The 22,935-nt window shown below is 68.7% G+C and carries 20 protein-coding genes; 12 read left to right on the top strand and 8 right to left on the bottom strand.

Translation table 11 applies throughout. The annotated features are described in order from the left end of the window. Positions 1-12 precede the first annotated feature (12 nt). The 3 genes from fhcD (at position 13) to V5F66_RS10705 (ending at position 2,204) form a co-directional block, all read left to right on the top strand. Complete coding sequence (gene fhcD, locus V5F66_RS10715) at positions 13-936, top strand: formylmethanofuran--tetrahydromethanopterin N-formyltransferase (RefSeq protein WP_041575338.1); 924 nt, start codon at positions 13-15, stop codon at positions 934-936. After that, positions 933-1,736, top strand: coding sequence for a formylmethanofuran dehydrogenase subunit C (locus V5F66_RS10710; protein WP_394093835.1), 804 nt, complete (start codon positions 933-935; stop codon positions 1,734-1,736). Before fhcD ends, V5F66_RS10710 begins: the two co-directional genes overlap by 4 nt. A 69-nt stretch (positions 1,737-1,805) precedes the next feature. Next, entirely contained in the window at positions 1,806-2,204 is a 399-nt protein-coding gene (locus tag V5F66_RS10705; protein WP_012113815.1) for a c-type cytochrome, read from the top strand. A gap of 179 nt (positions 2,205-2,383) precedes the next feature. Here the strand turns inward: V5F66_RS10705 and V5F66_RS10700 are convergent, their stop codons facing one another. The 6 genes from V5F66_RS10700 to V5F66_RS10675 form a co-directional block, all read right to left on the bottom strand. After that, a complete protein-coding gene (locus V5F66_RS10700; RefSeq protein WP_394093834.1) occupies positions 2,384-3,412 on the bottom strand; it encodes a hydantoinase/oxoprolinase family protein in 1,029 nt (342 codons plus the stop codon). Next, positions 3,409-4,365 carry an ATP-grasp domain-containing protein gene (locus tag V5F66_RS10695; protein WP_394093833.1) on the bottom strand — a complete coding sequence of 319 codons (957 nt, stop codon included), beginning with the start codon at positions 4,363-4,365 and terminating at the stop codon, positions 3,409-3,411. Before V5F66_RS10695 ends, V5F66_RS10700 begins: the two co-directional genes overlap by 4 nt. 40 nt (positions 4,366-4,405) lie before the next feature. Further along, positions 4,406-5,302, bottom strand: coding sequence for an ATP-grasp domain-containing protein (locus tag V5F66_RS10690; RefSeq protein ID WP_394093832.1), 897 nt, complete (start codon positions 5,300-5,302; stop codon positions 4,406-4,408). A gap of 1 nt (position 5,303) precedes the next feature. After that, complete coding sequence (gene mch / locus V5F66_RS10685) at positions 5,304-6,293, bottom strand: methenyltetrahydromethanopterin cyclohydrolase (RefSeq protein ID WP_394093831.1); 990 nt, start codon at positions 6,291-6,293, stop codon at positions 5,304-5,306. A 95-nt stretch (positions 6,294-6,388) separates the two neighbouring features. Further along, positions 6,389-7,282: a methylene-tetrahydromethanopterin dehydrogenase N-terminal domain-containing protein gene (locus tag V5F66_RS10680; RefSeq protein WP_012113810.1), complete on the bottom strand. Its 894-nt coding sequence runs from the start codon at positions 7,280-7,282 to the stop codon at positions 6,389-6,391. Between the two features lie 363 nt (positions 7,283-7,645). Next, positions 7,646-10,120, bottom strand: coding sequence for a TonB-dependent receptor (locus V5F66_RS10675; RefSeq protein WP_394093830.1), 2,475 nt, complete (start codon positions 10,118-10,120; stop codon positions 7,646-7,648). 344 nt (positions 10,121-10,464) lie between these two features. On the opposite strand from V5F66_RS10675, the gene V5F66_RS10670 reads away from it, so the two are divergent. From V5F66_RS10670 to V5F66_RS10630, 9 genes are all read left to right on the top strand, one after another. Further along, complete coding sequence (locus V5F66_RS10670; RefSeq protein ID WP_394093829.1) at positions 10,465-11,490, top strand: ABC transporter substrate-binding protein; 1,026 nt, start codon at positions 10,465-10,467, stop codon at positions 11,488-11,490. 38 nt (positions 11,491-11,528) lie between these two features. Next, a complete protein-coding gene (locus V5F66_RS10665; RefSeq protein WP_394093828.1) occupies positions 11,529-12,290 on the top strand; it encodes an ABC transporter permease in 762 nt (253 codons plus the stop codon). Between the two features lie 15 nt (positions 12,291-12,305). Beyond that, complete coding sequence (locus V5F66_RS10660; RefSeq protein ID WP_394093827.1) at positions 12,306-13,061, top strand: ABC transporter ATP-binding protein; 756 nt, start codon at positions 12,306-12,308, stop codon at positions 13,059-13,061. Positions 13,062-13,117: 56 nt separating this feature from the next. Continuing rightward, positions 13,118-14,065: a quinoprotein relay system zinc metallohydrolase 2 gene (locus V5F66_RS10655; protein ID WP_394093826.1), complete on the top strand. Its 948-nt coding sequence runs from the start codon at positions 13,118-13,120 to the stop codon at positions 14,063-14,065. A gap of 345 nt (positions 14,066-14,410) precedes the next feature. Next, complete coding sequence (gene xoxF5, locus V5F66_RS10650) at positions 14,411-16,216, top strand: lanthanide-dependent methanol dehydrogenase XoxF5 (RefSeq protein WP_012113804.1); 1,806 nt, start codon at positions 14,411-14,413, stop codon at positions 16,214-16,216. 459 nt (positions 16,217-16,675) lie between these two features. Next, complete coding sequence (locus tag V5F66_RS10645; RefSeq protein ID WP_041576611.1) at positions 16,676-17,146, top strand: c-type cytochrome, methanol metabolism-related; 471 nt, start codon at positions 16,676-16,678, stop codon at positions 17,144-17,146. Next, positions 17,118-18,041: a substrate-binding domain-containing protein gene (locus V5F66_RS10640; protein ID WP_394093825.1), complete on the top strand. Its 924-nt coding sequence runs from the start codon at positions 17,118-17,120 to the stop codon at positions 18,039-18,041. The genes V5F66_RS10645 and V5F66_RS10640 overlap by 29 nt, the downstream gene beginning before the upstream one ends. Further along, positions 18,038-18,625 carry a PQQ-dependent catabolism-associated CXXCW motif protein gene (locus V5F66_RS10635; protein ID WP_394093824.1) on the top strand — a complete coding sequence of 196 codons (588 nt, stop codon included), beginning with the start codon at positions 18,038-18,040 and terminating at the stop codon, positions 18,623-18,625. Before V5F66_RS10640 ends, V5F66_RS10635 begins: the two co-directional genes overlap by 4 nt. 36 nt (positions 18,626-18,661) lie before the next feature. Continuing rightward, complete coding sequence (locus tag V5F66_RS10630; RefSeq protein WP_394093823.1) at positions 18,662-19,528, top strand: quinoprotein dehydrogenase-associated SoxYZ-like carrier; 867 nt, start codon at positions 18,662-18,664, stop codon at positions 19,526-19,528. Between the two features lie 100 nt (positions 19,529-19,628). On the opposite strand, the gene V5F66_RS10625 is transcribed toward V5F66_RS10630, so the two are convergent. Together V5F66_RS10625 and V5F66_RS10620 are read right to left on the bottom strand one after the other, a co-directional pair. Next, positions 19,629-20,996 carry a sigma-54-dependent transcriptional regulator gene (locus tag V5F66_RS10625; protein WP_394093822.1) on the bottom strand — a complete coding sequence of 456 codons (1,368 nt, stop codon included), beginning with the start codon at positions 20,994-20,996 and terminating at the stop codon, positions 19,629-19,631. Continuing rightward, the gene (locus V5F66_RS10620; protein WP_394093821.1) at positions 20,993-22,840 is read right to left on the bottom strand and encodes a sensor histidine kinase; all 1,848 of its coding nucleotides are present in this window, start codon (positions 22,838-22,840) and stop codon (positions 20,993-20,995) included. The genes V5F66_RS10625 and V5F66_RS10620 overlap by 4 nt, the downstream gene beginning before the upstream one ends. Between the last annotated feature and the right edge of the window lie 95 nt (positions 22,841-22,935).

Genomic DNA, 22,935 nt, shown 5'->3' with positions numbered 1-22,935 from the left:
TCCCAAGCCCCCATGATCATCAACGGCGTCGAGATCCGCGACAGCTTCGCCGAGGCGTTTCCCATGGCGGGAACGCGCCTCATCATCACCGCCGATACGCCGCGCTGGGCGCATACCGCCGCCGCGAGCCTCACCGGCTTTGCGACCTCGGTCATCGGCTGCGGCTGCGAGGCGGCCATCGAGCGGCAGCTTGCCCCCGACGAGACCCCGGACGGCCGGCCGGGCTATGCCGTGCTCATCTTCGCCATGTCCCTGAAGGATCTGAAGAAGGTGGTGCCGCTGCGGGCCGGGCAATGCGTGCTCACCTCGCCCACCTCCGCCTGCTATTCGGGGCTGGAGGGCGGGGCCGCCATCGCGCTGGGCCGGGCGCTGCGCTATTTCGGCGACGGCTACCAGATCGCCAAGTCCATCGACGGGCGCCGCTTCTGGCGCATCCCGGTGATGGAGGGCGAGTTCGTCTGCGACGAGGTGGTGGGCTCCACCACCGCGGCCGTGGGCGGCGGCAACTTCCTCATCCTCGCCCGCTCGCGCCCCGCCGCCCTCGCTGCCGCGGAAGCGGCGGTGGAGGCCATGGGGCAGGTGCGCGGCGCCATCATGCCGTTTCCCGGCGGCGTGGTGCGCTCCGGCTCCAAGGTGGGCGCCAAATATGCGGGCATGATCGCCTCCACCAACGACGCCTATTGCCCGACCCTGCGCGGCGTCTCTCAGAGCGCCCTGCCGCCGGAGGTGGAAAGCGTGCTCGAAATCGTCATCGACGGGCTGAGCGAGCAAGACGTGGCCGCCAGCATGCAGGCGGGCATAACCGCCGTCTGCGGCCTTGGCGCCGCCGCCGGGGTGGTGGCGGTGGATGCCGGCAATTATGGCGGCAATCTCGGCCCCTTCCATTTCAAGCTGCGCCAGTTGATGGCTCCTGTCGCTGGGGAGACAGTGGTATGAGCGCCTATCGCCTGACCCTGCGCGCGCCGCTCACCGCGCGGGCGGACCTTTCCGGCATCAATCCGGCGACGCTTGCCGGCCTGTCCGCCCAGGCGGTGGGCTGGCTCACCTTGCCCTATGGCAATGGCGCGGTTCAGCTCGGCGACCTGTTCGAGGTGTCGGAGGTGGAAGGCGGCGCCCTTCTCATTGGTGGCGATCCACGCCTTGATTTCGTGGGCGCGCAGATGGCCGAAGGCGCCATCGAGGTGGACGGCCCGGTGGGCGTCCTCGCCGGCTCGGGCATGGTCGGCGGCTGTCTCACCATCCGTGGCGATGCCGGCGACGGCCTTGCGGCGGGCCTTGAGGGCGGGCGCATTGAGGTCACCGGCTCGGCCGGCGCCGGGGTGGGCGGTGCCCTCACCGGCGATCGGCAGGGCATGACGGGCGGTATCGTGGCCGTGGCCGGTTCGGTGGGGCCGAGTCTTGGCGCCCGCATGCGTGGCGGGCTGATTCTCGTGGGCGGCGATGCCGGACCGCGCGCGGCGGACGGCCTCATCGCCGGCACGCTGGCGGTGGCCGGGCGCCTTGCCGCCGGTGCCGGGCGCGGCATGAAGCGGGGCACCATCCTGGTTGCCTCAGCGCCGGATGCGCCGGCGCCGGGCTTCGTCTCCACCGGACCTCATGATCTGGTGATGCTGGCCCTGCTGGCCCGCCGCGTGCCGGAGCTTGCCGGCCTGTTCGGGGGTCTCTCGGGCCGGGCCGAGCGGCTGGTGGGCAACCGCATTGCTGGCGGCACGGGCGAGATTCTCGTCCTTCAGTGAGTGGCCAAAAGGAGGTGGGCCGGGACGGCCCGCCCTCCGTAGACACAAGATCAACGAGAGGAACGCCTGATGATTCGCGCCGCATTCGTTTCCGCCCTGCTCCTGGCCGCCGCCACCGGCTCCGCGCTCGCGGACCCGGACGTGGCCAAGGGCGAGACCACCTTCAAGAAGTGCATGGCGTGCCATGCCATCGGCCCCGACGCCAAGGTGAAGGTCGGCCCGCCCCTGAACGGGATCGTCGGCGCCAAGTGGGCCCACTTCGAGGGCTATGCCTATTCCGCCGACATCAAGGACGGCGCCGCCGCCGGCAAGGTGTGGGACGAGGCGACGTTGGACAATTACATCAGCAACCCCAAGGTGCTCGCCCCCAAGGGCAAGATGGCCTTCGCCGGCGTCAAGAACGACGACGAGCGCAAGGACCTCATCGCCTTCCTCGCCCAGTTCAACGCCGACGGCAGCAAGAAGTAATCGGCGAGGGCAGGACCGTTCGGCTCTGCTCCGCAGAGGCAGGGCCTCCATGAAGCGGGGCGCACGAAGCCGCACCATCGTCATGCCCCGGCGTGACCGGGGCATCCGCCTCTCCGTCTGGGCGCGATGATCTCCCGGACAGAGGGGAGACAGAAGCTGGCGCCGCTGAACTGCGCCGGCTAATGGGTCGCCAGCCGCGCCACGGCGACCGCCGGCGCGCAGTCCGCCGCGGCAGCGGCGAGGGCGGGGTCGCCGGCCAGCACATCCCCCGCATCGCGGTAGAACCGGCCGGCTCGGGCGGCGAGGCGTTGGGCCAGAAACCGGCCCACGCCCGCCCCGACCAGCGACGCATCTGCCGCCACGCCCCCCGCTGAAAGCACCTGTGCGAGCGCCACATGCAGCCGGTGCAGTTGCACCTCTGCGGCGAAGGCGGCCAGCGCTTCCGCTTCGGCCAGGGTGCAGGGGCCAAGGTCGCGCCCCACCATGCGCAACAGCCGACGCGCGCTGGCTTCAGGGGTCTTTTCACCGCAATCCGCTGCCGGGTGCAGGTCGGCGCCTTCGGGCAGGTCTCCGGTGAGGCGATGGATGTCGGCGGTGGTTGCGAAATGTTCCGCCATGAGCGGCACCTGCCGGCCCCGGAAGGGCAGGGTGGGGGCTAGCGCCATTACCGGCGTCCGCGCGGCGCCGCTATAGACCAGCTCGCCGGATTCCATGCGCTCAGCATCACTATAGCCGGCAAAACAAACTTGTGTGCCGGCAAACTTGATGATGTCCGTGGTCGTCGAGCCAATATCCACCAGAACGCCGTCGCCGCATAGGCGGGCCAGTGCCGCAGTGGTGGCGTGCCAGTTGGCGGAGGCAACGTCCGCCGCGTAATCCGGTGCGTCGGTGGCCGGGACGAAGCCGGCGCGGCCGGCATAGATGCCCGTGTCCGCCCCCAGCCGTTCCACCAGCGCCCGGGAGAGGCCGGCGACGCCGGTGGCGCGGTCGGGCCACAGGTCGGTCAGCTCGCCGGTCATGGTCACCACCGAGCGCCCGGTGGCGGGGGAGAGCGCAGCCATGGCGTCGTCGAGCTTGTCGATGCCTTGCCACAGGGGGCAGGCGGCCATTTCCACGGACAGCAGGGTGCCGTCCGGCGCCAGCACGGCGCGCTTGAGATGGGCGCCGCCCACGTCCCAGCCGAGGATGAGATCGCCCTGAGTGCTCATGCCAGCGCCAGCTCCACCGGGGTGCGGATGCCTGGGCGGAGCGCTGTGCCGACGCCCGCGAAGGGCGCCAGCAGCGTCGCCGGATTGAGGCCGAGGGCCGCGCCGAGGCCGGCATAGGCGGTGGTGAGGCGCGGGTTGACCTCCACGACCACCGGCCCGGTCTCCGTCAACAGGATGTCGATGCCGAAGATGCCTTCAAGGCCGGGGATGGCGCGCACTACGTCCCGCGCCAGCGTTTCAAGGCGCCCGCCTGCGTCATCCAGCGCGCCCACTGAAAGCCTGGCGAGGACGACGCGGCCGTCCTCAATGGCAATGTGCTGGCGGTTCACGGCGAGGAGCCGCACCCCTTCGGCGCCGTTGAGCACGGTGAGGCTCGCCGCCTCCCCCGCCACGAACGGCTGGATCACCAATCCATCGCGCGGCGCCGGGGTCGCCTGCACCCCGTCTGGCCAGAACAGGGTGTCCTCGCAGCCGGCGCCATCGTCCGGTTTGGTGATGCGCGGGCCGGGCAGGCCGGGCACCTGCGCCAGCGGGAAGGTGGGAATGTGCGGCACGCCGGCGGCGGCGAGGCGGCGCGCGGTCTCCAGCTTGCTGGTGGCGATGGCGATGGCCTCGGGATCGCAGGCGAGGATGCGGGGGCAGTTCTCGCGCAGCATCTCCACCAGCCGGGCGAGCACGCCGTCGGTCTCCGGCGCCACCGGCCACACCACGTCGGCGCGCCGGGCGAGGGCGCGCCAGATGGCCCGGGCATCCGCGCCCGCCGTCACCGGAACGGCGCCGGGCAGCGGCAGGCGGTCGTCGGTCGCGAGGAGGATCTCGCTCACCTGTGGCAAGGCGGCGAGGTCGTGGCGCATGGCATCGCGGATGAGGGCGGCTTCCCGCGCGAGGCTGTCCGGCAGTGCCGCGTCGCGCAGGCCGCCGCCGGTGACGAACTCGCAGACGAAGACGCGCATGCGCAGGTTTTCCTTGAATGCCGAAAGGACGGCCCGGAGCCTACGCCGCCACGGGCTCGGCGACGAGGTGGGCGGCCAGCGGCTCGGCCATGTTGCGGCCGGTGGCGTCATGAAGGCCGCGCCAGGCCGGCATGGAATTCACCTCCAGCACGGTGAGGCGCCCTTCAGCATCGGCAATGAGGTCCACCCCCGCATAGGATGCCCCCACCGCCGCCGCCGCGCGCACGGCGAGGTCGGCGAGCTGGCCCTCGGCGGCGACTTCCACGCCGGTGGCGCCCTGGTGGATGTTGGTGATCCAGGAGGTGCCCCGCCGCGCCATGGCGGCCACGGCCTGTCCGCCCACCACGAACACGCGGAAATCCTCATGGGTCCCGGAGGGTCCGGTGCCGGATGGCGCGGAAACGAAATCCTGCAGGTAATAGACCCCGCCCACCTCCTCGGCTTCCGGCAGGCGGGCCTTGGGTGCGAGGCGCATGAGGCCGCGGCCCTGGGCGCCGAACATGGGCTTGAGCACGCTGTCGCCGGGGGCAGCGTCGATGATCATCTGCGCCGCCGCGCGGTCTTCCAGCACCAAAGTGCGGGGAGTGGGGAGGCCGGCGCGGGCCAAAAGGAAGGTGGTGGCGCTCTTGTCCACGCAGCGCTCGATGGCGCGGGCGTCGTTCATCACCCGCACCCCCATCTCGCGCAGGGCATGGAGCACGCCAAGCCGGGCGGTGACCTGCTCCAGCGTACCGGCGGGCACCGAGCGCACGAAGCAGGCGTCCGGCAGGTCGTCTGCAAAGCCCGGCAGCAGCAGGCCGTGGGCGGTCTCCCCCACGGCGAAGCCGCAGGCTTTCAGCGAGATGACACGCGCGGTGTGCCCGCGGGCCTTGATGGCGGCGAGGAGCGAGCGGCTGTGCCAGTCCACCCGCTCGGCGAAGAGGACGAGGCCCGCCACCTCAGCCCCCGAACGACCGGGCGATGAGGATGGGATCGAAGCCGCCGGCGGTGAAGCTCTCGCCATGGTCGATGGCGGTCACCGTCACCCGCGCCGGGGAGAACAGCAGCGGGTCCACTTTGTAGAAGTCGCAGTCATAGCCCGCGAAAATCTCCCCGAACGGCCGGCCATAGTCGCGGGAGGCGAGGGAGGGCAGCCGCGTGGCGAGGTCTTTCGCCGCCTCCGCCGGGCCGTGGACGAAGAGGTGCACGTCGCCGCCATAGAGCACCGCATCGTTGGTGCGGCCCATGGCGGTGAGGAAATCGGGGGAGGGCGGGCAGATGGGCGCCGAGCCCACGCCGTCGGCGATGTGCTCCAGCGGGAAATGCAGGGCGTGGGCCTTGTGCAGCGCCACTTCCAGCACCCGCGCCACGATCTGCACCGTGCCCGCGAGCGAGCTGGTGGGGGTGAGGATCAAGGTGATGTCGGACGGCGCCACGGCGCACCGCGCGGCGATCTCGTCCACCACCTCGGCCGGGGGCACCACGCCGGTTTCCAGTACCAGGGTGACCTTCTCGCCGCGGTCGCGGTAGCCGAGCTCCCCATAAAGGGTCTCCACCGCCGCGATGGCGCGGCCGGGGCCGGAGCCCAGCGCGAAGAAATCGCCAGCAGCAAGGCTCCAGCCGGCATACTGGCTGCCGAGGCAGGCCAGCACCGGATCGGAGGTGGAGACGCTCGCCAGCGTATCCCAGGGCGAGAAGCGGCCGGCGGGAACCAGCGCCACCCGGCCGAGGCCGCCGAGGCAGATCTCGGCGATGCGGCGGCCGGCTTCCAGTCCACCGGCGGCGGTGATGCCGGCATCCACGATGAGGGCATCGCGGGGGCCGCGCGACACCTTGAGGCGCAGCGCGTCGGCGTCGCGGATGAGGGCGTCCACCAGCGGCGCCACACAGGTGGCGAGGCTGATGGCGGGGGCGGCATCCACTGGGGTGACAAGGGCAGGCGAGGTCATGGCCGGGTCTCCCGGAGCGGGCGAACGCGGGCGAGCCCCGCGCGGCGGGCGCGGGGCCGGGCGGGGGAGGACGTGCTGATCTGCATGGCGGCTTCCTACGCGTCCAGCTCGCGGGCGAGCTTGAAGATGGCGGGAAGATCGAAGAACAGCGGCGTGTCGGTGACGCACATCTGCTTCAGCAGGGTGTGCTGCACGGCGTATTTGAGATTGCCGATGGCCAGCGCGCCGATGCCGATGCCGTGGGGCAGCACGGCCGCCGCGTCATGGGCGCCGATGCCGGCGATGCCGGCGGGCGGCACGGCGTTCACGTCCGCTGCCACCAGCAGCCGGGTGGCGGCCTGAAGGTGCGCGGCGGTGAGGATTTCCACGCCGGCCTTGCCGGCGGCGAGCACCACTTCCGCCTCGGGAACCAGCTTCGCCTTTTCCGCGTCGGTGACGGCGGCGGTGGTGGCCAGCTCCACGCCGAAGCGGGCCTTGAGGTCCTTCGCCTTCTCGTCCACCGCGGCGACCTCGCGATGGCTGACGAGGGTGACGAGCGCCCCCGCCTGCGCGGCGATGACGGCGGCGATGGAGCCCACCACGCCGGTGGCGCCATAGACCTGCACGGCGACCCCCTCCAGGCCCTTGGGCCGGGTCTTCAGCAGGGCCTGCTCCACCTTGGCGATCATGGCGGCGGCGGTGGTGAAGGAGCCGGCGGGATCGGGAAAGATGGAAATCTCGAAGGGCGGGAAGATGGAGGCCTTTGCCTCCGCCGCCATGTCGAGGGCAAGGGCGGCATCCTTGCCGCCGATGAATAGGCCGGTGCGCGGCGCCGACTGGGGCGCGCGGGAGAACATCATGTCCTGCGTCAGGTCCCGCACCTCGCTCAGCGCGACGCGGGAATAGGGGGCGATGGTGGTGTAGCCGGCATCTACCGCCATGTTCACGTCGAACGGGCTGACGTGGTTCAGGGGCGTGATGATGTGGAGAATGGGGGCGGATTCCGCCATGGCGCAGCTCCGTGTCGAGGGAAACATTAGCGGGTGGCTTCGCCCCGGATCGCTCCGGAACTCGGCGGTTGTTTCCCCGCACGCAGTCGAACGGGTATGACTCTTGAACCAACGCCGCGCGCCGCGCAAGAGCGTTTGAAGCTATCCTTGGCGTGTCTTTGCCGCAGGATACCTTTTCCTTGCACTGCGAAAAAACAGACGGTCAATAACAGTAGGAAAACACCGCAGTATGCTGCGGTGCACTGGCGGGACGGGGCGTCCGGGGTCTTACGCTAAGGACGCGAGCGCGGAAGGCCGGGAATGATCATGGTAAAGCGCCTGCGAGGGCCGCAGACGCTCACCCCCGCCTCTTCAAGTTCACCCTCAGAAGGTCGCCTTCATCCCGGCGTAGGCGGACAAAGGCTGGCCGGGGGTCTGCATCTGCGCGTTGCTGAGGCCGAGATAACCGGTATCGAAGAAGGTGCCGTAGGAGGCATATTTCTGGTTGAAGAGATTGTTGATCAGGCCGAACACCTGGATGTTGGGCGTGATCTGGTAGCTGGTGCGCACATTGGCCACCCAATAGCCCGGCAGCATCGGGTTGATGTTGGATTCGTCGCCCGCATAATACTGGCTCGACACAGCGATGACATCGCCGCCGACCTTCCACTTGTCTGTCACCATGTAGTCGAGGCCGAACTTCAGGGTCTGGGCCGGGATGGCGGGGATATGGTCGCCCGGGGTTACGAAGATCTCGCCGTCGGTGGCCAGCGGATTGTTGGGTGAGGCCAGCGTCCCCGAGAACTGGAAGGTGGCGTCGATATAGGCGTAGTTGGCATAGAGCTTCCACGGCCCGTTGACATATTGCAGCCCGGCCTCGAAGCCCTGCCGGCGGGTGGCGGGCACGTTGGTGTAATAGCCGTAGCCGGTCTGCTCGCTGGCGAGGGCGATGATGTCGTTGTCGCTGTCCACCCGGTAGAGGCCGAGCTTCCAGCTCATGTTGCCGCCGAACAGCGCGCTGGCGCCGCGCAGGCCGGCCTCGTAGGTGTGCGACACCACCTGTTCCAGCGGCGGATCGGCCACCAGGGAATTTTCCAAGAGGCACGGCCGGTTGGGGTCGGCGCAGTTCAGCTCCAGCGGGGTCGGCGCGCGGTTGGATTCCGAATAGCCGCCATAGGCGGTGACATCGGAGGTGATCTTGTAGGTGAGGCCGATGATGGGGTTGATGCGTGCGAAGGTGTAGTCGCCATTCAGCTGCGGGCTGATGCCGCTGGCGTCCTGCATGCTGATCTTCGCGATGTTGAGCCGCGCGCCCATGGTCAGGGTGGCGCGGTCGGTCATGTCGAAGGCGTTGGTGGCGTAGAGGCCGTAATAGGTGGTGGTGGCGTCGAGGTTCACCGGCAGGTAGAACACCTGGTATTCTTCCGGCAGCGAATAATTCGGCCTGTTCTGCAGGTAGATGCCGGTGCCGGCCACGCCCAGGGTGTTGATGTCGGTGATGCCCAGCTCGGTGGTCGATTTGAAGTTGACCGTGCTGTAGTCGACGCTGCCGCCCACCACGAAATAATTGTCGTGGCCGATCAGCTTGTCGGTGCTCACCGCCTGCACCGAGCCGCCATAGGTGGTGGTGTCGGTCCAGGTGCGGTTGATGACACCATAGAGCTGGTTGGAGGCCAGCTCGTTGAACGGGATGGTGTTGCCGTTCTGGTCGTAGAGCACCATCTGGCTGCGGAAGGCGGCGTATTGCGGATTGGAGAGGGGGTTGCCGCCGCCCGTGGGACCGGTGAACTGGTCCTCCTCCAGGCACATCTTGGTGTTGCCGACGCCGGGGTTCCACTTGTTGCTGCAATTCTCGAGATCGGCGTCATTGCCGTCCACGTGGGACTGCTTGAAGCGGCGGACGTAAAGATTGCTCTGCAGCTGCCAGGTGTCGGAGAGGTCGTAGCGGCCGTTGAGGGCCAGCATGCCCATGTCGTTCTGGGTGGTCTGTGGCCACGTGTAGACCGAGTTGTAGTCGGCCGCGAGCATCTCCACCGGGGTGGGACCCACCACGCCGAGCGAATTGCTGGCGGCGCTCGCCACGAGGTGCAGCTCGCCCTTGTCGCCTTTCCAGCCGAGGTCGCCGTAGAAGCGCGCCAGCTCGGAGGGGGAATGGCTGCGCCAGCCGTCGTCGCGCACCGCGTCGGCGGCGATGTAGAGGCCGACGCCGTCCTTCTCGCCGCCATACTGGATCGAGCCGCCGATCTGGCCGAACGAGCCGCCCTGCACCGAGCCCTCGAAGCCGTGATAGGTGAAACCGTTCTTCATCTGGATGGAGACGGCGCCGCCGAGCGCGTTGAGGCCGAACGCCGGATTGTTGGAGAACACCTCGGCGCGGTCGATGGCGACCTCGGGAATGAGGTCCCAGTTCACCGTGTCGCCGAACGCCTCGTTGACGCGGATGCCGTTCTGGTAGACCGCGATGCCCTGCGGCGTGCCCTGCAGCGGCGAGGCGGCAAAGCCGCGGAAGCGGAAGTCCTGGAAGAAGGCGTTGCCCTGCACGTCGGTGGAGGTGGCGCTGGGCGTGTACTGGACCAAAGCGTCGATGGTGGAGAAGGACTGCAGCCGGTTGAACTCCTCCGCCGAGATGGTGGTGACCGCGCCGGGCACCCGGTCTGCATCGATGCCGGTGCCGGAGAGCGGCGTGGTGGCGACCACCTCCACCGTGGGCAGCTCGATCGCGCCGCCGGCCTCCGGGGCTGCTTGGGTTTGTGCCGACTGAGCCAGCGCCGGGCCCGCTACGAACGGCATTGCCGGCAGGGTGGCGCCCGAAAGGCCGAGTGCGACGGCAATGGCCCGCCAGGAAGTTTCCGCCCTCATCGCCCCGTCCCCTGCTTTTCTATCCAGACGCAGAACCTGCGCTCCGGTGAGTGTGCAGCAGTATCACCGCCGTCTCTTGATTGTGGCAGGATAGTGATTTCAGATGTTCCGTCAATCTCCTCAAATCTTTAGAGATATTTGAGAACGATCGACGTGCAATTCTGGGCAACATGCGCTGTCATGGGCCAAGTGCAGGTGCCAAGACGGCAGCTGATCTCTCATTTTTCTCTCAGAATTGGCGGCGCATCGGGTTGTCGTGGACAGCAAACTGGAACTTCTCCAGACTGCGTCCCAATCAAGCCTGCGGTTTCGACCACCCCGCAGGAGACAAGGGAGGATAGGGGATGCTGACCCGCCGCCGCATGCTCGCGCTCACCGCGGGCGTGCTGTCGGGTGCCGCCGTGCCCCCGATGCTGCCCGTGCGGGCAGCCACCGGCGCGGCTCCCGTGCTGCGCCTCGGCCTGCTGCAATTCGGCACCGGGGCGTGGGAGATCGCCGCCATGACGGCGCTGGGGCTCGATGCGGCCTACGGCGTCGCCCTCGCCCCGCAGCGCTTCGCCTCCAATGATGCGGGCCGCATTGCCTTCCAGGCCGGCGCGGTGGATGCCTTCCTCTCGGACCTTCTGTGGGCCGCCCGGGTGAAGGCGGAGGGGCGTGACCTCGTCTACCTGCCCTTCTCCTCCGCCGAGGGCGCGGTGATGGTGCGCTCTGATTCGCCCCTCAGGACCGTGGCGGACCTCGCCGGCAAGCGGCTGGGGGTGTCGGGTGGCGCCCTCGACAAGAGCTGGCTGATGCTGAAGGCCCATGCGCAGGCGCAGGCCGGCCTCGATCTCCAGACCGCCGCGCAGCCGGTGTTCGCCGCCCCGCCCTTGCTGGCGGCCGAGCTGGAGCAGGGCAATCTCGACGCCGCGCTACTTTATTGGACCTTCTGCGCACGGCTCGCGCCCAAGGGCTTCCGCCCGCTCATCAGCGTGGAGGAACTGGTGCGCGGCTTCGGCGTGCCGCATGAGCCGACCCTGGTGGGCTATGTGTTCGACGGCGCCTTCGCCCGCGCCAACCCCCAGACCGTGGCCGCCTTTGCCCGCGCCTCCCGCGCCACCAAGGCGGCGCTCGCCGGCGCCGATCCGGCTCGGACCGAGGCCGCATGGGCCGCGGCGCGACGGGAGATGCAGGCGCCGGACGAAGCCACTTTCGCTGCCCTCAAGGCCGGCTTCATCGCCGGCGTGCCGCGCCTGTCGCCGGTAGAGGACGAAGCGGCGGCGGCGCAGCTTTATGCGGTGCTGGCAAAGCTGGGCGGCGAGCGCCTGGTGGGGCCGGCGGCCACCTTGCCGCCCGGCCTCTTCTTCGCGGCGGAGCGGGTGGCGCCATGAGATGCGTTCGATGAGATGCCTTTGATGAGACGCGGTTCATGAGGCTCCCCTGGTCCGGTGCCCTGGTGCGTGTCGGCTCGCTCACGGCTCTGCTGGCGCTGTGGCAGGCGGCGGCGAGCCTGGCCCACAGCCGCGCCCTGCCCACCCCCGAGGCGGTGCTTGCCTTCCTGTCGAAGGAGGCGGCGTCGGGAGACCTGTTTTCCAACCTTGCGGTGACGCTGGCGCGGGTGGCGGTGTCCTTCGTGGTGGCCATGGCGATCGGAACGGTGATCGGGGTCGCCTTCGGCCGTATGCGGCGGCTCGACCGGGTGTTCGACACCTGGCTGGTGGTGCTGCTGAACACGCCGGCCCTGGTCATCACCGTGCTCTGCTACATCTGGCTCGGCCTCACCGAGACGGCGGCAGTGCTGGCGGTGGCGCTCAACAAGATCCCCACCGTCGCCGTGCTGCTGCGGGAGGGCGCGCGGGCCCTGTCGCCGGAGCTGGACGAGATGGCGGGGGCCTTCCGCCTGTCCTTCCTCGACCGCATGCGCCATGTGGTGCTGCCGCAGCTTGAGCCGCACCTTGCAGGGGCGGCGCGCTCCGGGCTCGCCCTGGTGTGGAAGATCGTGCTGGTGGTGGAATTGCTGGGGCGGCCCAACGGGGTAGGCTATGCCATCTCCGTCTATTTCCAGCTGTTCGATGTGGCCGCCGTGCTGGGCTATGCGCTGGCCTTCATGGCCGTCATGCTGGCCATCGAATATGGCGTGCTGCAACCCTTCGAAGCCCACGCCCGGCGCTGGCGCCTTGAGGCCCGCTGACATGAGGTGCCACAGGTGAGCGCCGCCGAAAGCCTCCTTGAGGCCCGCATCACGGGGAAGACCTACCGGCGGCCCGATGGCGTCGCCATGGAAGCGGTGCGCGGCCTCTCCCTCAGCCTCGCGCGCGGGGAGTTCGTATGCCTCATCGGCCCCTCCGGGTGCGGCAAGACCACCACGCTGCGCATCCTCTGCGGCCTCGACCGGGATTTTGAAGGCACGCTGGCGCCCGATCCGGCGCAGCTTGCCATCGGCATCGCCTTTCAGGAGCCCCGGCTCCTGCCGTGGCGGACGGTGGAGGAGAATATCCGCATCGTCCTGCCGCCGGCGCGGCGTGGCATGGATCTCAGCGGGCTTTTGGAGAGCTTCGGTCTGGCGGTGCATCGCGCCCGCTATCCCGGCGAGCTGTCGCTGGGGCTGGCGCGGCGGGTGTCGCTGGCACGCGCACTGGCGGTGGAGCCCGATCTCCTGGTGCTGGACGAGCCCTTCGTCTCCCTTGATGCCCAGGCGGCGGTGGAGCTGCGACGCTGCGTGATGCTGGCCGCCGAGCGCGAACACACGGGCGCGGCTGGCCGAATGGGCGTATTGATGGTGACGCACAATGTGCGCGAGGCGCTGCAGCTCGCCGACCGTCTGGTGCTGCTCGCGCCGCGCCCCACCTATATCCTTGAGGAGGTGCGCCTTGGCGTGCCGCGCGCGGCCCGTTCGCCGGACTGGATCGAGGCGGAGCGTGCCGCCCTCGCCGCCCGCTTTCCGGTCCTGAGCGAAGTTTAAGTCCAACACATCCCACGCAGATTGAGAAACAACGCACGCGCTCCGGGAGACGGCTCATGGCCCTGCGGTTGACCTTTCGCCCCTTGCGGCGGCTCGCCGCACTCCTGCTCTTCGCCGTGCCTGTTCATGCTGCGGCGCAACCGGAGACGGAGCCGTTCACGGTGAGCGAGGTGGCGCCCGGCGTGTTCGTGCATCAGGCGCCCTATGCGCTGGCTCTGCCGCGCAATCTCGGCTTCGTCGGCAATGCCGGCTTCATCATCGGGCGCGACGGCGTGGCGGTGATCGACACCGGTGGCAGCCTTGAGGCGGGGGAGCAATTGAAGGCCGCGATCCGGCAGAAAACGGCGCTGCCGGTGCGTTATGTCATCAACACCCACATGCATCCCGACCACGTGCTCGGCAATGCCGCGTTTGTCGGCCCCGGCGTGACTTTCATCGGCCACAGGAACCTGCCGGAGGCGCTGGCCGCCCGCGCCGAGGCCTATGTGTCCGCCACCGAGCGGCTGGTGGGGCCGGCAGCGGCCGGCACCCGCGTGGTGCTGCCCGACGAGACCGTGGCCGACGTGCGTGACATCGACCTCGGCGACCGGATGCTGCGTCTGGAAGCCTGGCCCACCGCCCACACCGCCACCGACCTCACCGTGCTCGATATGACCACCGGAACCTGGTTCCTCGGCGATCTCCTGTTCCTCGGTCATGTGCCGGCGCTGGACGGCAAGGCGGCGGGATGGATCGCGCTGATCGAAGAGCTGAAGCGCCGTCCCGCCGCGCGCGCGGTGCCCGGACACGGCCCGGCTTCGGTGGCGTGGCCGCAGGCGGCGGAGCCCACGGAGCGCTATCTCAAGCGGCTGGTGGCCGATGTGCGTGCCATGGTGCAGGAGGGGCGCACCCTCTCGCAGGCGGCGCGGGAGGCGGGGCAAAGCGAGGCTGGAAACTGGCAGCTGTTCGACGATTTCAACGCCCGCAATGCCACCACCGCGTTCCACGAGATGGAGTGGGAATAAATTTTTCCTGTGGCAGCGCAGCCATTTTTGCAGTGCAAAATCTACGTATGGTTACTTCGCAGGTGCAGAACAAAACTCCGGGTGCGGCAGACATTTGGCGTATTGCGTCCGGAGAGAACATTGCTTACGTTCCTCTCAGCTTCGGCTTCAACAACTCCGTGCGGGGAACGCGGGGTTGGTTCGCAGGCCTGCGGGACGCCAGTCACCGCATGGCTTCATGGCATCACGCCGGTCGTGACACGCTGCCGAAGTAGATGGAGTCCCCCAAGGCGAAAACAACGCGCTCAGTGCGTTACCCGATCCACGTGGGTGGAGGCGGGCGCGCATCCATCGGAGGAAGCCCGGATGAGACGTCTTTTGGTTCTGACCGCCGCGGCGGTGGTCACGGCATTTGCCGGCGCGCCAGCACGCGCCAATGATAGTGTTCTGAAACTCACTCAAGATCCCAACCAGTGGGCGCTCCAGACCGGGGATTACGCCAACACGCGTTTTTCCAAGCTGAAGCAGATCACTGCGGACAACGTTGGCAAGCTCCAGGTTGCCTGGTCCTTCTCCACCGGCGTGCTGCGCGGCCATGAAGGCTCGCCGCTCGTGGTGGGCGACGTGATGTACGTGCACACGCCCTTCCCGAACATCGTCTATGCGCTCGATCTGAAGAACGAGGGCAAGATCATCTGGAAGTATGAGCCCAAGCAGGATCCCAACGTGATCCCGGTGATGTGCTGCGATACGGTCAATCGCGGTCTCGCCTATGCTGACGGCAAGGTGTTCCTGCATCAGGCCGACACCAAGGTGGTGGCCCTCGACGCCCAGAACGGCAAGGTGCTGTGGTCGGCGGTGAACGGCGATCCCAAGAAGGGTGAGACCAATACCGCGACCGTGATCCCGGTGAAGGACAAGCTCCTCGTCGGCATCTCCGGCGGCGAGTTCGGCGTGCGCTGCCACATGACGGCGTATGACCTGAACAGCGGCAAGCAGATCTGGCGCGCCTATTCCATCGGTCCGGACAGCGACATCCTCGTCGATCCCGAGAAGACCACGGAACTGGGCAAGCCGGTCGGCAAGGATTCTTCGCTGAAGACCTGGCAGGGCGACCAGTGGAAGACTGGTGGCGGCTGCACCTGGGGCTGGTATTCCTACGATCCCCAGACCAACCTCGTCTATTACGGCTCCGGCAACCCCTCCACCTGGAACCCCAAGCAGCGTCCCGGCGACAACAAGTGGTCCATGACCGTGTTCGCCCGCGATGCCGACACGGGCGTCGCCAAGTGGGTGTACCAGATGACCCCCCACGACGAGTGGGACTATGACGGCGTCAACGAGATGATCCTGGTCGATCAGAAGATCGACAACAAGGATCGCTCGCTCCTCGTCCATTTCGACCGCAACGGCTTCGGCTACACGCTGGACCGCAAGACCGGCGAACTGCTGGTGGCCGAAAAGTACGACCCCGCCGTGAACTGGGCCACCAAGGTGGACATGGACCGCAACAGCCCGACCTACGGTCGTCCGCTGGTTGTGGGCCGCTACTCCACCGAGAAGGGCGGCGAGGACACCAACACCACCGGCATCTGCCCGGCGGCGCTTGGCACCAAGGACCAGCAGCCCGCGGCCTTCTCGCCTGACACCGGCCTGTTCTACGTGCCCACCAACCACGTGTGCATGGACTACGAGCCGTTCCGCGTGAGCTACACCCCGGGCCAGCCCTTCGTGGGCGCCACGCTCTCCATGTTCCCGGCGCCGAACAGCCACGGTGGCATGGGCAACTTCATCGCGTGGGATGCCCGCCAGGGCAAGATCGTGTGGTCCAACAAGGAGCAGTTCTCCGTGTGGTCCGGTGCGCTCGCCACCGCTGGCGGCGTGGTCTTCTACGGCACCCTCGAAGGCTACCTGAAGGCGGTTGACGCCAAGACGGGCAAGGAACTCTACAAGTTCAAGACCCCGTCCGGCATCATCGGCAACGTGATGACCTACACCCACCAGGGCAAGCAGTATGTGGCCGTGCTCTCGGGCGTCGGCGGCTGGGCCGGCATCGGCCTCGCGGCCGGCCTCAACGACCCCAACGCCGGCCTCGGCGCTGTGGGTGGCTATGCGGCCCTGAGCAACTACACTGCTCTCGGCGGCCAGCTCACGGTGTTCGCCGTCCCCTGACGGGACGGACGGCCTGAAGCGCGACTGACGCGTTCCGGATGACAGGATCTCCGGCGCGTCCCCAGAAGGACCGGCACGCCCCTCGATACAGGCGGCGTGCCGGTCCCGAAATCGGCACCGCATTCAAGGTTGGAACCCAGTCGGACGCGTTAGAGCGTGATCTGATCAGATGAAACAATCTGATCAGTGAATCGCCCTCTAACTCTGAGAAACGAGAACGCGTTTTCCGATCGGCTTGCGGTGCAGGCGGATCGGCGCGTGCTCGGGCGCGCCGATGCACCTCCTCGCGCGTGCTTTGGCGCCTTTGCATTGGAGAGCGAGGGACGGAACGCCGCTGCGGCGCCGGCTCTAGCCCTTCGTCTGCCCTTTTGGAGAGATCGTGTGGTTTCAACAGTCAATCTGAAGCGCGCCGGCGTTTTCTTCTTCGCCGCGTTCAGCTTTCAAGTGGTCGGCGCCAGCCTGCCCGCGTTCGCGGAATTCACCCCTCCGGGTGACCCGAAGCCGGTGAAGGAAGAGGACGGCAAATATTTCGATGCCTCCGGCGCTCCCACCTACAACGTCAAGCCTGACGGCACGGTGGATTGGTTCACCTATTCCGGCTACCGGCGCTATCACGCCGAATGCCATGTCTGCCATGGCCCCGACGGCATGGGCTCCACCTATGCGCCGGCCCTTATCGACTCGGTCAAGGCCATGAACTTCGACCAGTTCAGCGAAGTGGTGGTGGGCGGCCGGCAGAACATCAGCAGCGGCAATGACAAGGTCATGCCGTCCTTCGGCCTGAACAAGAATGTGATGTGCTACCTGGACGACATCTACGTCTACTTGCGCGCCCGTTCGAACGATGCACTGGGCCGCGTGCGTCCCGCGAAGCGGGATGACAAGACGCAGGGAACCACCGATGCGGAAAAAGCCTGCCTCGGCGAGTAGCCGGGCCCCGGCGACCAAGGAGCGTTTCGCCGCGCTCCTCGCCTCCTTCGCCACCGGTGCGCTCGCCGCGATCCTGCTGCTGAGCGCCTCGGGGGCGCGCGGCCAGCAGATCCCCGACCAGGTGTCGGGGGACGCGCTCAGGGTCTGCGCCGACCCGGCGAACATGCCTTATTCCAACATGGCGGGAGAGGGGTTCGAGAATAAGATCGCCGCCATCGTGGCGGACGAGCTGAAGGTCCCGGTGCGCACCTATTTCATGCCGCAGGGTCCCGGCTTCGTGCGCAACACCCTCGGCCGGCGGCTGTGCGACGTGGTCATCGGCTATGCCGCCGGGGCCGACCCGGTGCTGCATACCAATCCCTATTACCAGTCGGTCTATGTGCTGGTGGTGAAGGCCGGGGGCCGCTTCGACGGTGTCGAGCAATTGTCCGATCCGCGCCTCAAGGAGGCCCGGCTCGGCGTCATGGCGGCGACCCCACCGGCGGACCACATGCTCGAATATGGCCTGCTGCCCAAGGCGCGGACCTATTCGCTTCTGGTGGACCGCCGCTTCGCCTCGCCCGCGCAGGACATGCTGGACGACCTCGCCAAAGGCGAGATCGACGGCGCGCTGCTGTGGGGCCCCACCGCCGGCGCCTTCGCCGCGCAGTCGCCGACGCCGCTCAAGGTGGTGCCGCTGCTGAAGGAAGCTGAGCGGCCGGCCATGACCTATCGCATCACCATGGGCGTGCGGCCCACCGATCATGCCTGGAAGCAGACCCTCAACACCGTGCTGCGCAAGCGCGCCGCGGACATCGAGAAGGTGCTGCTCGCCGCCCATGTGCCCCTCGTCGATGACGACGGCGCGCTCATCACCGCCGCAGCGCCGGCCGGGGACACGAGGATCGGCCAGTGACACCCGGGGGCGCGGCAACGGCTGCCGTCGGCGGAATTGCCCGTGCCGCGTTGGCGGCCTTCTGCGTCGTGGCGTGCCTTTCCATTTCCATCGCCGCCGCCGAGGAGGCGCCGCCGGAGCCGGCGGACTATCGGCTCGATGCCTATCGCGCGCCGACGCCGGCCACCCTCGCCGGCGCCAAGGTGCTGGACACGGACGCCGCCGCCGAACTCTGGCGCGCCGGCACCGCCGCCTTCATCGACGTGCTGCCGCGCCCGCCCAGGCCCGCCGGCCTGCCCGCCGGGACGGTGTGGCGCGATCCGCCCCATGACAGCATTCCCGGCGCCATGTGGCTGCCCAACGTGGGCTTCGGCGCCCTCAACGCTGACACCGAGGCCTATTTCCGCGCCGGGCTGGACGCCGCCAGTCGCGGCGATGTGAACGCACCCCTCGTCATCTTCTGCCAGCGTCAGTGCTGGATGTCGTGGAACGCGGCGAAGCGGGCGCTGGAAGACGGCTATCGCAACGTCGCCTGGTTTCCGGAAGGAACCGACGGCTGGTCACAGGCAGGCCTTCCGCTCGTGCCCGCAACGCCCCGTCCCTGATCCGGCACCCTTGATCCGGCATAAGGAGGAACCGCCATGATGCGTCGCTCTCCATCCCGCACCGCCGGCCGGGCGGGCCTTGTCGCGCTGGCGCTGTGCGCCGTGCTGCCCGGTGCCGGCCCGGCCCTGGCGCAGGCGCCCGAAGCCGCCCAGGGGGCTGCCACTGAACCGAACCGCGAGGCAGCCGCTCGGGAGGCCACCTGGGCCTCCATCCGGCCCGATCTTTTCCCGGGCAAGGCCATCGTTGACGCTGGCGCCATCGTCCAGCTCGACGCGCCGGGCCGGGCGGAGGATGCCGCCCTCGTCCCCATCACCATCCAGCTCGCCTTGCCCGCGGGCGATCCGCGCACGCTTAAGGCGGTGACGCTCGTGGTGGACGAGAACCCCGCGCCCATGGCCGGCCGCTTCACCCTGGCCGAGGGCACGCGGGACTTCTCCCTGTCGCTGCGGGTGCGGGTGAATTCCTATTCCTTCGTCCGCGCAGTCGCGGAGACCAGCGACGGCGCCTTGCTGATGACCAAGGCCTATGTGAAGGCGGCGGGCGGCTGCTCTGCGCCCGCCACCAAGGATACGGCGGATTCCATCGCCCATGTGGGCGAGATGCGCTTCCGCTCGTTCGCCGCCACCGGCCGGCCTGAAGCCCAGGTGCAGATCCGCCATCCCAACTTCTCCGGCCTCCAGATCGATCCGGAGACGCGCGGCTACACCCCGGCCTGGTTCGTGCGCGAGGTGGAGGTGAAGCAGGGCGAGAAGCTGATCTTCGCCATGGAGGGCGGCATCTCCATCAGCGAGGACCCCACCTTCCGCTTCAGCTACACGCCCTCATCGGATCAGGTGAGCGTCCGCGCCGAGGATACCGAAGGCAGGGTCTTCACCCGCACCTTTCCGGGCGGAGGCAGCTGAAGGGGACCTGGGGCTTTGAGGTCGTCATCTCGCCGAGGGACGGTGGGAACCCCCCTCGCACGCGGGAGAGGGGGGCGTTAGCTCCTGAAGGCGGCCACCCTCACCGCGCGGTCTGGCGGGTGGGGCGGTAGGCGGACTGGTCGATGCCGTGGCGGCGCAGCTTGTCGTAGAAGGTCTTGCGCGGAATGCCGAGGGCCGCCACCGTGGCCTGGATGTCGCCCTGGTTGGCTTCCAGCGCGGCGCGGATCTCGCCGGCCTCGAAACGGTCCACCCGCTCCGGAAGCGTGCCGTCCGTCAGCCCGCCCGGCGCGCCCAGATCCGCCCCGACGTCCGCCGTGAGGTCGTCCACCAGCCCCAGTGCCACCCGCTCGGCATAATGCACCAGCTCGCGCACGTTGCCGGGCCAGTCGTGCTCGGCCAGATGCTTGCGCACGGCGGCGTCGAGCTCCGGCGGCGGCCGGTTGAAGCGCTCGGCCGCGCGGGCGAGGAAATGGCCGAACAGCAGCGGCACGTCCGCCCGCCGCTCGCGCAGGGCGGGAATCCGCACGCCGGCCACGTGCAGGCGATAATAGAGGTCCTCCCGGAAGGCGCCCTGGCGCACCAGCGCCGGCAGGTCCACCTTGGAGGCGGCTACCACGCGGATGTCCACGCGCCGGGTGTCGTTGGTGCCGAGCGGCGCGATCTCGCGGGCTTCCAGAACCCGCAGCAGCTTCACCTGCAAGGCTGGCGACATGGCCTCGATCTCGTCGAGAAAGAGGGTGCCGCCATTGGCGTGCTCGATGCGCCCGACCCGCTTCTTGAGCGCGCCGGTGAAGGCGCCGGCCTCGTAGCCGAACAGTTCGCTCTCGATGACCGTTTCCGGCAGCGCGCCGCAATTGACCGCGACGAACGGCCGTGCGGCGCGGCGGCTCCAGCGGTGGAGCGCATTCGCCACCACCTCCTTGCCGGAGCCGGTCTCGCCCTCCACCAGCACGTCTACGTCGGCATCGGCGATCTGGCGTAGCATCTGGCGCATGCGCGCCATCACCGGGGTGGTGCCCAAAAGGGGCATGTCCTCGCTTGCCGCCTCCACCGAGCGCTTCAGGTCGCGGTTTTCCAGCACCAGGCGCCGGCGGTCGAGGGCGTGGCGCACGCTGGTGAGGAGGCGGTCGTTGGCATAGGGCTTGGCGAGGAAATCGTAGGCGCCTTCGCGCATGGCATCCACCGCCATGGCGATGTCGCCGTGGCCGGTGATGAGGATGACCGGCAGGTCGGGATCAACCCGCCGCAGCCGCCGGAACAATTCCAGCCCGTCGATCCCCGGCATGCGCACGTCGCTGACCACGACGCCGGGAAAGTCGGCGCCGATCTCCTCCAGCGCGGCCAGCGCCGAGCCGTAGCCGGTGACGGTGAGGTCGGCCAGCATCAGCGCCTGCACATTGGCGGCGCGCAGCAGGTCGTCATCGTCGATGAAGGCGACATCGCTCATGAGGTTGCCTCGGATGCCCTTGGTAAGGTGATGGTGAAGACGGCGCCGCCCGCATTGGCCACGGCCAGCGTACCGCCCGATTCGGTGATGATGTCCTTGGAGATGACGAGGCCCAGCCCCAGCCCCTGCGTCTTGGTGGTGGTGAAGGGCAGGAACAGCGCCCCCAGCACTTCCGGCGGCAGTCCGGGGCCGTTGTCGGCCACCGTGACCACCACCTTTTCCGCGCCCGTGGCGGAGGCGATGCGGATCTCGCCGTCGCGGCGGGTGTCGAGGGCTTCCGCGGCATTCTGGATGAGGTTGACGAACACCTGCTCCAGCCGGACGCGGTCGCCCGTCACCTGCACTTCCGGCACGTCGAGGTCGACCTTCAGGGTGATGTCGTTCTGCAGCAGCCGATAGCGCAGCAGCAGCAGCGCCCCGTCCACCACGGTGCCCAGCCCCACCGGTTCGAGGCGCGCGGCGGATTTGCGGGCGAAGGCGCGCAATTCGCCGGTGATGGCGCCGATGCGCTCGGTGAGTGCGGCGATGGTCGCGAGATTCTCCACCGCCGGACCGGTTTGGCCTTGCGCCAGGAAGGCGCGGGAATTCTCGGCGAAGGTGCGGATGGCCGCCACCGGCTGGTTCACCTCATGGGCGACGCCGGCCGCGATCTGGCCCAGCACCGCGAGCTTGGAGGCCTGCACCAGTTCGTCTTGCAGGGCATCGATGGCAAGGCGGGAGCGGCGGCGCTCCTCCATCTCCGTGCGCAGCTGGGCGTTGGCGGCGCTCAGCTCGGTGGTGCGGTCGGCGACCCGGGCCTCCAGCTCGCGCCGGGCTTCCGCCTCCTGCGCCTCGGCGCGGGCGCGGCGGCGACGGCGGGTGCGCCATAGCCCCGCCGAGCCGATGGCGACCACCCCGAGCAGGGCGGCGGAGGTGCGCGCCGCAGTGCCGGCGAGGTTGGTGGTGGCGGCGGTGGGTGCGAGCACCGACAGGGTCCAGTCGGTGGTGGGCACGGGCAGGGAGGATTCGAGGAAATCCTCCCGCTTGGCCTGGCCGGGCAACCGCACCCGCTTCACCGCCGGATCGGCGGCGGTGGGGTCGAGGTCGAGCAGTTCGAGGGGCGAGTCGCCGAACTGGAGGCTTTCGCGGATGGCCTCACGCTCCACCTTGTCGAGGGGGCGGGTGGTGCGGAAGCGGAAGCCGGGCACGCTGGAGATGAGCACGATGTGGCGGGCATCAGTGACGAAGGTGGGCTCGGCGAAGCGCCGCCACTCGTCCTCCAGCGCGTCGAACTCGGCCTTCAGAACCAGCACGCCGATGGGCACGCCGTCCGCCTCCACCCGCTGGGCGAGATAGAGGCCCGGACGGCGGCTGACGGTGCCGAAGGCGAAATGCTCAGCCCGGCCCTGCGCGAGGGCGAGGCGGAAATAGGGGCGGAAGCCGTAGTCGCTGTTCAGGAAGCTCTCGGGGGTGCGGTAGTTGCTCGCCACGATGGTGTGGCCGTCGGCATCGATGAGGTAGATGACGCCGGTGCGGATGCTGGCGGCCAGATGCTCGAACCGCGTGTTCAGGGCGTCGATGCGCGCCGCGTTGCCGATCTCCAGCGCCCGGCGCACGTCCGGGTCCTGGGCCAGGGCGAGGGGCAGGGAGCGCTGCTTCTCGATCTCGGAGCGCAGCACCGCCACGCGCAGGGCGGCGGCGGTGGCCGCGCTCGACTCCACCTGGGCGAGGGCCCAGCGGCGCGCGGCATAGTCGGCCACCCGGTCGAGGCCCAGCAGAGTGAGGGCGATGGCCGCCACCACCCCCGCCGCCACGAGGATGGGCCGCCGGCGCGCCGGACGATCCGCGCTGGGAGACGCGTCCACTCCCGTTTCCTCATCTCGATGTGTGCGATTTTCCACACGTGATTGAGGGCGAGAGTGCATCCATCCGCACGCCGAGTCGAGCCCGATTCCCGACC

The organism is Xanthobacter versatilis, from assembly GCF_043193975.1.
Lineage (GTDB): Bacteria > Pseudomonadota > Alphaproteobacteria > Rhizobiales > Xanthobacteraceae > Xanthobacter > Xanthobacter autotrophicus_E.
The sequence above is the reverse complement of the archived record's forward strand: the minus strand, read 5'-3'. Positions and strand labels throughout refer to the sequence as shown.